Annotated in this window: 14 protein-coding genes; 9 read left to right on the top strand and 5 right to left on the bottom strand. The window is 36.5% G+C overall.

Annotated features, from left to right (window positions below; all coding sequences use genetic code 11):
* Positions 1-88: 88 nt before the first annotated feature.
* From AB1280_RS22595 to mscL, 7 genes are all read left to right on the top strand, one after another.
* A complete protein-coding gene (locus AB1280_RS22595; protein ID WP_272188388.1) occupies positions 89-721 on the top strand; it encodes a GNAT family N-acetyltransferase in 633 nt (210 codons plus the stop codon).
* Between the two features lie 15 nt (positions 722-736).
* A complete protein-coding gene (locus AB1280_RS22590; RefSeq protein ID WP_272188389.1) occupies positions 737-1,384 on the top strand; it encodes an acetoin utilization AcuB family protein in 648 nt (215 codons plus the stop codon).
* On the top strand, positions 1,381-2,547 hold the full coding sequence (locus tag AB1280_RS22585) for an acetoin utilization protein AcuC (protein ID WP_272188390.1): 1,167 nt from the start codon (positions 1,381-1,383) through the stop codon (positions 2,545-2,547). Before AB1280_RS22590 ends, AB1280_RS22585 begins: the two co-directional genes overlap by 4 nt.
* Positions 2,548-2,654: 107 nt before the next feature.
* A complete protein-coding gene (locus AB1280_RS22580; protein WP_429757084.1) occupies positions 2,655-3,512 on the top strand; it encodes an alpha/beta fold hydrolase in 858 nt (285 codons plus the stop codon).
* Complete coding sequence (locus tag AB1280_RS22575) at positions 3,512-4,390, top strand: alpha/beta fold hydrolase (RefSeq protein WP_429757083.1); 879 nt, start codon at positions 3,512-3,514, stop codon at positions 4,388-4,390. Before AB1280_RS22580 ends, AB1280_RS22575 begins: the two co-directional genes overlap by 1 nt.
* Positions 4,391-4,670: 280 nt before the next feature.
* Positions 4,671-5,447 (top strand): C39 family peptidase, encoded by a 777-nt coding sequence (locus AB1280_RS22570; protein ID WP_272188393.1) that lies wholly within the window; start codon positions 4,671-4,673, stop codon positions 5,445-5,447.
* A 233-nt stretch (positions 5,448-5,680) separates the two neighbouring features.
* On the top strand, positions 5,681-6,079 hold the full coding sequence (mscL, locus tag AB1280_RS22565) for a large conductance mechanosensitive channel protein MscL (RefSeq protein WP_429757082.1): 399 nt from the start codon (positions 5,681-5,683) through the stop codon (positions 6,077-6,079).
* A 44-nt stretch (positions 6,080-6,123) separates the two neighbouring features.
* On the opposite strand, the gene AB1280_RS22560 is transcribed toward mscL, so the two are convergent.
* Positions 6,124-6,396 carry a DUF3917 domain-containing protein gene (locus tag AB1280_RS22560; protein ID WP_272188396.1) on the bottom strand — a complete coding sequence of 91 codons (273 nt, stop codon included), beginning with the start codon at positions 6,394-6,396 and terminating at the stop codon, positions 6,124-6,126.
* Positions 6,397-6,547: 151 nt separating this feature from the next.
* Here AB1280_RS22560 and AB1280_RS22555 point away from each other — a divergent pair, with 151 nt between their 5' ends.
* Positions 6,548-7,129, top strand: a complete 582-nt coding sequence (locus AB1280_RS22555) for a GNAT family N-acetyltransferase (protein WP_272188397.1) — start codon at positions 6,548-6,550, stop codon at positions 7,127-7,129.
* 85 nt (positions 7,130-7,214) lie between these two features.
* Here the strand turns inward: AB1280_RS22555 and ccpA are convergent, their stop codons facing one another.
* The 4 genes from ccpA to AB1280_RS22535 form a co-directional block, all read right to left on the bottom strand.
* Positions 7,215-8,213 carry a catabolite control protein A gene (gene ccpA / locus AB1280_RS22550; protein ID WP_429757081.1) on the bottom strand — a complete coding sequence of 333 codons (999 nt, stop codon included), beginning with the start codon at positions 8,211-8,213 and terminating at the stop codon, positions 7,215-7,217.
* Positions 8,214-8,507: 294 nt separating this feature from the next.
* Positions 8,508-9,578 (bottom strand): bifunctional 3-deoxy-7-phosphoheptulonate synthase/chorismate mutase, encoded by a 1,071-nt coding sequence (locus tag AB1280_RS22545; protein WP_429757080.1) that lies wholly within the window; start codon positions 9,576-9,578, stop codon positions 8,508-8,510.
* A 222-nt stretch (positions 9,579-9,800) separates the two neighbouring features.
* Complete coding sequence (gene ytxJ, locus AB1280_RS22540) at positions 9,801-10,127, bottom strand: bacillithiol system redox-active protein YtxJ (RefSeq protein WP_429757079.1); 327 nt, start codon at positions 10,125-10,127, stop codon at positions 9,801-9,803.
* A gap of 1 nt (position 10,128) precedes the next feature.
* Positions 10,129-10,632: a DUF948 domain-containing protein gene (locus AB1280_RS22535; protein ID WP_429757078.1), complete on the bottom strand. Its 504-nt coding sequence runs from the start codon at positions 10,630-10,632 to the stop codon at positions 10,129-10,131.
* A gap of 432 nt (positions 10,633-11,064) precedes the next feature.
* On the opposite strand from AB1280_RS22535, the gene AB1280_RS22530 reads away from it, so the two are divergent.
* Positions 11,065-12,081, top strand: a complete 1,017-nt coding sequence (locus AB1280_RS22530; protein WP_429757077.1) for a trypsin-like serine peptidase — start codon at positions 11,065-11,067, stop codon at positions 12,079-12,081.
* Positions 12,082-12,273: the final 192 nt, after the last annotated feature.

Below are 12,273 nucleotides of genomic sequence, written 5' to 3'. Positions count from 1 at the left end.
ACAAATTTCGATTCACATCGCATACTGAGTACAGTAGTATGAAAATAGATAGTAGATTCACAAAGCTCTGAAGGTGGTGAGCCTAAAATTGATTCATAGTAAAGTGTACAATGCAAGAAATTTAAAAGCACCAAAAGGAACTTTAGTTATTGAAGGTCCTGTCCAGACACATAATTTAGAAACGTATGAGTTTCATCCTGATTTAGTTGCCTTTCGACCTGCGGCTCAGCAATATAAAGCAATTGTCGAGATTTCTAAATTACCAGAAGCTCGAATTATTATTGCTCGTCATGAACATACAATTGTTGGCTATGCAACATATTTATACCCAGACCCTCTTGAACGATGGTCTGAAGGAAAAATGAACAATTTAATCGAGCTTGGCGCAATTGAAGTTGTCCCTGATTTTCGCGGCTGTGCTGTTGGAAAGAACTTATTAGAAGTTTCTATGATGGATGATCATATGGAAGACTACATTATTTTAACAACTGAATATTACTGGCACTGGGATTTAAAACAAACCGGGCTCAATGTCTGGGAATATCGAAAAGTAATGGAAAAAATGATGAATGCTGGCGGGCTGGAATGGATGGCAACAGATGATCCTGAAATTTGCTCCCATCCAGCAAACTGCTTAATGGTCCGCATTGGAAAACGAGTTGATACATCATCTATCCAACAATTTGACCGCTTACGCTTCCAAAATCGTTTCATGTACTAAAAGGGGGATTACATCATGATTGTTGAAGAAATCATGAATCAAAATGTAACAGCGCTGCGCCCAACCGACACGATTGAAACAGCCCTAAGAACATTAGCAGCACATAGTATTCGGCACATTCCAGTTGTAAATGAACAATATGAAGTTGTCGGCATTATTTCCGACCGTGACGTTCGCGATGCAAGTCCGTCCATTCTTGATGATGAACACGTTTCAAGAGATGCTCTTCAAGAGCCGATTGAACGTATTATGAAGCATCCCGTTATGACATGTCATCCTCTTGATTTCGTTGAAGAAATTGCCACGTTATTTTTTGAAAATAAAATTGGCTGCCTTCCTGTTACAAAAAGTGGTCAGCTCGTCGGCATTATTTCGGAATCAACAGTATTACATACACTTGTCAAACTAACAGGTGCTCATCAACCAAGTTCACAAGTTGAAATTCAAGTGAAAAATGAACCTGGTATTCTCGGAAAAGTTGTCGCTGTTTTCAGTGAACTGAAAATTAACATTGTGAGCGTTCTCGTCTATCCAGCAAAAAAAGAAAGCGACAAAGTTCTTGTTTTCCGCATTCAAACAATGAATCCTCTTAAAGCGATTGAGGAGTTAGAACAAAAAGGTTACCACGTTTTATGGCCAAATATTGCGGGGATGGAGTCATGAAAAATGTATTTATTTACTCAGAAAATTATCAGGGCTATTCCTTTAGTCCTGATCATCCTTTTAATCAACTTCGGGTAAAACTGACCTATGATTTACTGCAAAAAGGCGGGTTTATACACCCTTCACAAGTTATTCCACCACGAATCGCAACGGATGAAGAAATCGCTTTAATTCATACAGAAGAGTACATAAATGCGGTAAAACGTGCTGGAGAAGGAACACTAGAACAATCACTTGCAATGTCCTATGGTCTTGGAACAGACGATACTCCCATGTTTCCAAACATGCATGAAGCAAGCGCCCTTCTTGTTGGCGGCACCTTAACTGCGGTCGATGCAATTCTTGAAGGAAAAGCTGAGCATGCTCTCAATCTCGGCGGGGGATTACATCATGGATTTCGCGGGAAAGCCTCTGGATTTTGTATTTATAATGACAGCTCGATTGCTATTAAATATATACAACAAAAATATGGTCTTCGTGTTTTATACATTGATACAGACGCGCATCACGGTGATGGTGTGCAATGGTCCTTTTATGACGATCCTAACGTATGCACAATTTCATTGCATGAAACAGGGCGTTACTTATTTCCAGGAACAGGGGCTGTAAATGAGCGTGGACAAGGGAATGGATATAGCTATTCTTTTAACATTCCTCTTGATGCTTTTACAGAAGATGATTCATTTCTACATGCATATCGCACTGTTATCAGGGAAGTCGCTGACTATTTCAAACCTGATATTATTTTAACGCAAAACGGAGCTGATGCTCATTATTACGACCCTCTTACACATCTTTGTTCAACGATACAAATTTACCGTGAAATTCCGAAGATTGCTCATGAAATTGCTCATAAATATTGCAATGGCCGCTGGATTGCAGTTGGCGGCGGCGGTTATGATATATGGCGCGTCGTTCCAAGAGCTTGGGCACTCATTTGGCTCGAAATGAACAACATCCAAAACATCTCAGGATATCTCCCACCAGAATGGATTGAAGCTTGGAAAGGACAAGCTAAGACAGATCTCCCACTCACCTGGGAAGACCCAGACAACATGTATAACCCAATTCCACGCAAACAAGAAATTGAAGAGAAAAACGAATTAACTGTAGCGAAGTGCCTAGAGATAATTCGGAATAATATGAAAAAACTATTGTATTAAAAACCTCCTTTTCTTTTTAAAGGAGGACGAGAGCATCTGGCCGCGCATAGTAGCGGTCAGGGCTTTTTTCTGCCACATGCGAAGTTTTAAAAAAAGGAGATACGTTTATGTGGAAACAACAATTTATCCATACAGACCGTGGAACTTTTGAGGTATTTACAAAAGGGCACGGAGAACCTATTTGCATTACACACCTTTACTCACAATTCAATGAAACGGGCGACCATTTCGCCGATAGCTTTACATCCTTACATAAAGTTATATTAATTAATTTAAAAGATGCAGGAAATTCAGTAACTGCTTCTCAGGAAGATGAATTAAGTATGAAAGAGACGATTCAAGATTTAGAAGCAATTCGAGAAGCGCTGCACATTTCATCATGGCATTTTGCAGGGCATTCTACTGGCGGTATGCTTGGACTTTTATATGCTATAAATTATCCACAGTCCTTACAATCGTTAGTAGTCGTTGGCGCTGCTGCTAGTGATTACTCCAAAACGAAAGACTGTATTTATCATCCAGAACATCCGCAGTTTGCATATATGCAGCAGCTCATCGAAGATTTAAAATTACCGCATCTTACAAAAGAAGAAAGAACTACTTTATCAACCAAGCGCACAAAGTTATCCTTATACAAGCCAGAACAATATGAAACATACTTCTCAAAAGCAATCTATAAAACGATGGCCGCAAGCCGTATGAACTATTTTGCAAAAGAATTTCGCAGCTTTGATGTAAGCGAACAACTTACTAATGTAACAACAAAAACGTTAATACTTTGTGGACAACATGACGTACAATGTCCAATTGCATCTTCCTTGCAAATTCATAAAGGCATACGAGACTCTTCATTCATTCCTTTCGAACACAGCAATCATTATCCATTTTTAGAAGAGGAAGAGAAATTTTCATCGGTGATTACAGCATTCTATCATTCCTTAAAGGAAGGTAGTGAACATTTATAATGCTTCAAAATAGAATTACTTACATAACAGTGAATCACATACGACATTGGTGTAAAATTGCCGGTGCAGAACATAAGACAATACCAATTGTCGTTGTTCACGGTGGGCCAGGCGGAAATCATTATACATTTGAACGAACAATTGGTCCAAAACTAGAGGAATTTGCAACTGTCATATATTACGAACAACGTGGATGCGGGCGTTCTGATGCTCCCAAAAATGAAAAAGATTACTCTATCGCTATTCTAGTCGATGATCTAGAAAAACTAAGGGAAACATTACAGATTCCAAAATTCCATCTACTTGGTTATTCTTTTGGCGGACAACTTGGTCTAGAATATGCGTTAACTTATCCAAATCGAGTCGAAACGTTACTTCTGCAAGCTCCTTCTTCTGGTGACTATGAACATACCTATCATATTCAGCTTGCTGGATTTGAAAAGATTGCTCCTCAAGACATGAAACAACAGATTCAGCATATTCAACAACTCCCGATATCTTTAAAGGAAAAATACGATATGGTATGGAGTATTGTTGATACGATAACAGTCGATCGCTTACTTTTTCATGATGAACAATACGCCAAACAAAATCGTTCACTTTGGAAAGAAAGCGGATTAACGAATCCAGGTGTGATGGCGAAAGCTTTATCTCAATCTCCGCCTGCTATTCCTTTGAAAGAGCGTACATACGAAATTACCGTTCCATCCCTTTTCCTCGTTGGAAAACACGATCGGAATACAGGAATGGAAATGGCGAAAGAGCTCGCGAAAAATATGCAAAACGCTTCCTTTGCATGCTTTGAGCATAGTGCTCATTTTCCAGATATTGAAGAAACAGAAACGTATGCGATGACCGTTAAGAAGTTTCTTTTGTAAATTTATAAGAACTCATCTTATAATGTTGATTTTCTAAATATAACAGAGCCTATTGTTACAACACTCATTTCTTATGAAAGCCTGAATGATCCACTAAATATATGTTGCTAAAGTGAAATTTCCATCAATGAAGAGATTCTTCACTGATGGAAATATTTCTTTTTAGACACTTAAATCACATACACTCCCTTCTGAATATTTTCACCAGAAATGAAAGAACCTACTACAAAACACACTATCATAACAACATACCTATCACTACATAAAGAAGGTGAATGCTATGAAAAAATTTCTAATTTTATATACCTTATTTATGGTTATAACAGGCTGTTCGCCCAAACAGGCTCCCACCCAAAAGCAAGAATCTGGTTCCAAACAGGAAGAAGCCGAATTAACGAAAAATGTGAAATATTCACCGTCCCAAAATGAAACACCGCAACCCCCTGCTCCTCAAAAACAAGAAAAAGTCATGTTAGATGTACCGCTCATACCACAAAAACCCGAACTAAAATTCGGGTGTGAAGTTACGAGCCTAGCGATGGTACTACAGCATGCGGGCGTGAAAGTTGATAAAATAGAGTTAGCAAACAACGTCAAAAAAGACAATGATCCGCCTTCAGTCAATAAAAACGGAGACATTCTTCACTGGGGAAATCCTAAAGAGGGTTTCGTTGGAGATATAACAGGGAAAAAGATGGGATATGCTGTCTACGTTGAACCACTGCAACAATTAATGGAACGTTATCTTCCAAATCGCACAGTAAATTTAACAGGAAAATCTTTTGATGATGTACTAACTCAAGTCAAAATGAATAAACCTGTAGTTGTTTGGACGACAGGAGATTACAAAACTCCTGACAGATGGGCATCTTGGCAACACGGAAACGAAATAATCACAGCTCCTCTAGACTTACACGCCGTTGTGCTCGTAGGTTTTGAGAACGATTATATTTATGTTAATGATCCTTTAACTGAGAAAAAAGCACTGAAAGTAAACAAAGAAACATTTATTCAATCTTGGAATGCGTTAGGGAAGCAAGCATTGTCATATCAATAAAATGTGGCCTATAAATGTTATATATCGACAATACAAGGGATGCACTCTCTAGAAATGCATCTCTTTTTTGATTTATTAAATATAGAAAATTATAGTAAAAAAGGAAAACGCGTTCAGTTTTCTGAATTTATTTTCATTCTCTTCTACCCTTTATTTCTATCTTAACTTTATATAGAATGTGTTGATAGGAATAATAAAATTCATAGTGAATCGTGGAAAGGGTGGAATTATACATGTGGAACGAGTTTAAAAAGTTTGCTTTAAAAGGAAACGTTATGGACTTAGCTGTCGGGGTTGTAATTGGTGGCGCGTTCGGTAAAATTGTTTCTTCATTAGTAAATGATATTATTATGCCATTACTTGGATTATTACTTGGTGGCATTAATTTTTCAAAGCTAGCTTATCCGCTTGGTAAAGATACTTTAAAATATGGTGCCTTCATTCAAACTGTAGTTGACTTCTTCATCATCGCATTCTCTATCTTCTTATTTATTAAACTATTTAATAAGCTAACATTCAAAAAAGAAGAAGAAAAGAAAGAAGAAGTACCAGCACCATCAAAAGAAGAAGTACTTCTTACAGAAATTCGCGATTTATTAAAACAACAAAATGCATCAAGAGATAATGCATAATGAAATAAATTAAGAGAGCAGGTATTGTATGCCTGCTCTCTTTTCTATAACGTTTCTGAGTTTGTATGAATAAACAAAATAATTCCTGCCACAAGTAAAATAATGATAGCGCCTACAAATAATGTAGTAGAAAAAAACACAAATTTCTCATGTACTTGTTCTCCAGCGCTTTCTAAAAAAATGGAAGTAACATATGTGATTAGGGCTATTCCTGCCAAAGCACTACCAGGAATAAATCGTCTCATACCACTCTGTTTTAATGTCATATAAGCAAATAGAGCCGTCATGCAAAGTGTAATTCCCCAAAGAATAATCATTTCATCTCCCCCTCACATAGCCTTTACTATCATTATACATTAGAAATAGTTGTAAAGGGAAACTCCCATTAGAGAAACAGTTTATTAAAAAAGGGATTTTTTATAAAAAAACAGAAATATGTAAAGAAAAAACAATAGGAGCTGAAATAATTTGTACGACTTATTCACAATAGACTGTGGAGAAATATTACTACGAGAATATAGGGTTGATGATGCTGATGCTATATATGAACTCACCTCACAACCTGAAGTTTATGAGTTCTTACCAGATTTCAAAACAACAAGAGAACAGCGTTTAGATTGGGTAACAAATTATGAAATCCCATCAAATAAGGCGTTTTTATCAGCGGTGCCCAATATCGAAGAACAAACTTATTTAAGATTAGCAATCATATTAAAAGAAACTGGTGAGTTTATTGGATTTTGTATGACTGGAATAAAAGAGGAATTACCTGCTCCTAATAGAGAGATCGCTTATGCCATTTCAAAACATTATCGGAATAGAGGATATACAACAAAAGCAACAAAAGGATTAATTAACTATTTATTTGAGAAAACAAATGTCGAACTTTTACATGCTATTGCTCTAACACAAAATATAAGTTCAAATAGAGTCATTCAAAAAAATGGATTTAAACTTGCAGGGGAAATTGAAATTGAAAATCAAACGTATAATCACTACAATCTTCATAAGAGTGAATGGCAAAGCAATACAAAACTTTCTGCAATTTAGTTTGTTATTGCGTTCACAAAAATGCTCAGAGTAAAAAACTCTGAGCATTTTTGTGAACTGTTAATATATTTCCAAAAAACCTTTATTACTTCGTTGAATTTCTAAACTGAATACGGTGCGGTAAAATAACTGTATGATCTTCCACCGTTTCTTTGTTCATGTATTTTGTTAATAGACGCATTGCAACTGCTCCGATGTCATACATTGGTTGTACAACTGTTGAAAGCTGCGGGCGTACCATAAGGGCAAGACGCGTGTTGTCAAAGCCAAGTACTTCTAAATCATTTGGTACTTTTAAACCTTTATCTTGCACGGCGTGAATTACACCTAGTGCCATTTCATCAGAAGATACGAATACCGCTGTTGGTTTTTCAGCAAGTTCCCATAGCTTATCTAATGCTTCCATACCAGAATCGTACGTGTAATCACCGTCAACAACAAGCTCTTCGTCGTAAGCAATGCCAGCTTCTTCTAATGCTCGTTTGTAACCTTGTAATTTTTTTGCGCTGCCTGCTTTATCAACGTAAGGGCCTGATACGAAAGCAATTCTTGTATGACCTTTCTCTAAGAAATGTTTCATTGCATCATACGCTGCTTGTGTGTAATCGATATTTACAGATGGTGTAATATTTTGCTCATCAAACGATGCCGCAAGTACGATTGGAACAGGAGATTTTTTAAATTCTTCTACGTGAGTCTCTGTAATATCTTCTCCCATAAATACGATACCATCTACTTGTTTCCCAAGCATTGTATTTAATAAATGGAATTCTTTCTCTTTGTTTTGGTCAGAGTTACTTAAAATAATATTATATTTGTACATTGTTGCGATATCTTCAATACCGCGTGCAAGTTCTGCATAAAACGTGTTCGAGATATCTGGAATAATAACCCCAACTGTTGTTGTTTTCTTACTTGCTAATCCGCGTGCTACTGCATTTGGACGGTAACCAAGACGTTCAATCGCCTCTAATACTTTCTTTCTTGTTGTTGGTTTTACATTTGGGTTGCCGTTCACAACACGTGATACCGTTGCCATTGAGACATTTGCTTCGCGCGCTACATCATATATTGTTACGTTCATCTTTTCACACACTCCTTTATAAAATTCATCTATATAATATGTATCCGTTAACTTGAATGAAAAAAAGACATCCACTCTACTTAAAGATGTCACTTCCGAGCCCTTTCACTAATGATACGATATAAATAAGGATTGACACAATATTTTCCCGAAAAAGTTTCGAAAAAATTCGTTCCTTTTCTTATATTTTCATATTTTTAATATAAAAATACCCATTTTCTCGAAAAAAATCTATGCAGCGTACAGCTACATAGATTATTGAAGCCATTATCGCGCTATTTATGACAGTACCTCTTATCTCATACGAAATGCTTTTAATTCATTCATAAATGCATTGAACTCTGGAATATCCATTTGCTGCGCTGAATCAGAAAGGGCTACAGCTGGATCTGGGTGCACTTCCGCCATAATCGCATCTGCACCGATTGCCATTGCCGCTTTTGCAGTTGGCAATAATAAATCACGGCGTCCTGTTGAATGTGTTACATCAACAACAACTGGCAAGTGCGTTTCCTTCTTTAAAATTGGTACAGCAGAAATATCTAACGTATTTCGCGTAGCTTTCTCATACGTACGAATGCCGCGCTCACATAAAATAATATCGCCATTTCCTTGTGCAATAATATATTCTGCTGCATACATAAACTCTTCAATTGTTGCGGATAATCCTCGTTTTAATAATACCGGCTTATTCACAGAACCAGCTGCTTTTAACAGCTCGAAGTTTTGCATATTACGTGCACCAATTTGAATGACATCTACATAATCAAGCGCCATTTCAATATCATTCGGATTTAAAATCTCACTAATAACAGCTAAATCATACTCATCTGCTACTTGGCGTAAAATTTTCAAACCTTCAACACCAAGGCCTTGGAAATCATATGGTGATGTACGCGGTTTAAATGCTCCGCCGCGCATCAGTTTTAAGCCTTGTTCTTTCATTGCCTCAGCGACTTGGCGAACTTGCTCATAGCTTTCAACTGCACATGGTCCCATAATAAAATGCGCATTTCCATCACCAATTTTTTCACCTTTAATGTCAACAATCGTATCATCTGACTTTTTCTTACGAGATACAAGAAGGGCCTTACGATGATCATCTTCTTGCAATTCTAAACCTGTTTTAAAAATTTGTTTAAATAAATGTTGAAGCGTTGATGTTTCAAATGGCCCATCATTATTTTCCGTAATTAAATCGAGCATTTTACGTTCGCGCACCGGATCAAAACGCTTCACACCTTGTACTTCTTTTAACTTGCCAACTTTTTGTACAAGACGACCGCGCTCATTTAATAACTTTAAAATTTGTAAGTTCGTTTCATCAATTTGAGAACGTAACCGATCTAACTCCTGTGATGCCATAATAAAGCCACCTCTTTCAAGTTTTATATGTATACTAACAAATATAAATACCATTCATAAGATAATTTATTATATATGATACATATACAGATGTCACTTCATACACATCGCATAAGACTGCCTATGGAATCGTTATTTTCTCTTCATTTAATCGTAAAATATATAGCCCGTCAATATTATTTTCAGAAAATAAAAAAAGCAAGCGGATTTGCTTGCTTTTCCTTATTGTATATTTTCTTTTAACGCTTGCTTCGTAATGTTCCAATGCGATGCATGCCAAAGTACTTTACCATCTTTTATGTATAATACTTGCGGCGATTCATGTCTAATTCCAAAGTATTCCGCAATTCTACTGGAAACCGGACGTGCATCTTGTACATATAAATAATAGGCTGGCACAGCTTGCTCTTCACCAAGGTATTCTTGAAACGCTGTGAAACCACCTTGGCTAATTGGACATGTTGTACTATGTTTAAACAAGATATACGGCTCTTTACTTGCTATGATTTCTTCAAATTGTTCCATTGTTTCAATCTTTGTCATGCTCATATTATTCGCCTCTCATTCGAATCGGAAGCCGCGGTAATTTCTTTTCTTTTTTCGGCTTCTTCTCTGTCCTTTCAACCTTCTCTACTTCCTCTTCTTTTTTCTTTGCCCGGAAGCGATTGTACACATCAATAACCGCATTACTCCATTGCACCACTTGCGCTACTTTATCAGCATTATTTTCTACTTGATGTGCAACAGAATCAGAAACGCCGCGTAATCGTGTGTTTAAGGAATGAATTGTTGTTCCGATTCCCTCTACACCTTCCATCACTTTATTTAGCGACTGCGATTTCTGTTGAATATCATCTGCTAATGCATTTGTTTTATGAAGAAGTTGCTCTGTTTCCACTGAAATGCCTTGCATTTGTTTTTCCAGACCTTCCATCGTACTTGCGACATTTTCTAACGTCTTTTGAACAGATAGTAATGTTCGACATACATAGACAACTAATACGGCAAACGCAATTGCGATGATGGCTACACTGACGTATAAAAGAATTTGCATACGAATCACTCCTTTATCTTTTTATGCTTTTTTCTATTATACAATCATTTTCCGTTTCATTCTAATTGTTCCATATTTGGCTATGAATTTTACCTTTTATTTAAATCAAATGAAACTTCCTCCCCACTAATGAAAAGCCCGCCCAATTAAGTGTATACCAGTAGTTATCCCCCGCATATCTTCTTTGTTTCCTAAGGACCTTGAAATAAGAATGCGAGGTGAATCCATTTTGATTTTTGAACCTATAAGTCACTGCTATGTAAAACAAAGAGTGGCCTTCACACGTTTTTTCTTTATATGTGGTCATGAAAGGGACTACATATAAAGAAAAAATTTTATGCGAATGTTTCAATTTGTTTTCATAGTGAATAACGAATTGAAATATGCTATGATTGTGGCCACGAATAACCAAATATATCCAGGGAGGCATTTATGAAAAAACTAAATTTTTTGGTTTTCGGAACTATATTTAGTGTAATTTTCACATTATGTTTAAGTACGAATTTAGCATTTGCAACATCTAATGATGAAAATACTACTTTAAGAAATAACGATTCTCTTACCCAATCTAAAACCGCTCCAACAATCCCACCTACTATTCAAGATCCCAAAAATACAGAAGATCCTGCCGGCTATTGGACAAAAGAAAAGATGAAAAATGCAATTCCAGCAGACAAAATTAAAAATAATGAAAAAAAAGAAATGAATCCAGAGCAATTTGAATCTTCTTTACTAGGAGAGCCTACTAATATTTCTGATCCCGTTCTACCCGAAACTAACAATAACTTAAACGAAGCAAATGTAGTTGTTCCATCTACAGCAGGCAAAGTATTTTTTTCATATGGCGGAAAAGATTATGTTTGTTCTGCTTCTTCAATTAACAATAATTATAAAAACCTTGTTATAACAGCAGGCCATTGTGTAAATGGAGGAAAAGGGAAAGGATGGCACTCAAATATTGCATTTGCTCCAGCATATCGTAATGGTTCAACACCTTATGGTATTTGGAACTGGAAAGAAGCGCGGACATTCAACGCCTGGATAAATGATAGTAATTTCAGCTATGACCAAGCATTTTTTACTGTTTTCCCAAGGAATGGAAAAGACTTAGTAAATACGATTGGAGGAAATGGACTTTCCACTGGATATGGTACGAATCAACCAGACGTTCGTATTTTTGGCTGGCCCGCCGAAAAACCATATGATGGACAGATAGCTCATTATTGCGATGGACCTACAACTAGTAGAGGATGGTTTAGCAGCGATGCCGCCATGAAGTGTGGTATGAATGGCGGAGCTAGTGGTGGACCTTGGTTAAGAGAAAGAATTAATCAAGATCTTGGTTATGTTTTTGCAGTGACATCTCGGCGTTCAACTTCTGGCACACCAACTTTGTATGCAACCCCTAACTCTAAGGATGTTAAAACAATGTTTGATCAAATGAAATAACGTATAAGCCATTTATCAGTAAATAGCATATATAACAAAGAGTAACTAGAAATACATACTGGTTACTCTTTGTTTGTTTTAGGACAGAAAATAACAACTATCTACAACTTACTCTTTTCACGTTTTACATTTATAATTTTCTTGCCAATATTTCGATAAATCATTAAACAAATTTAGATAAGTAGGTTACAA

The organism is Bacillus sp. S10(2024) (assembly GCF_050473865.1).
In the GTDB taxonomy this organism is placed as follows: Bacteria; Bacillota; Bacilli; order Bacillales; family Bacillaceae_G; genus Bacillus_A.
The sequence above is the reverse complement of the archived record's forward strand: the minus strand, read 5'-3'. Positions and strand labels throughout refer to the sequence as shown.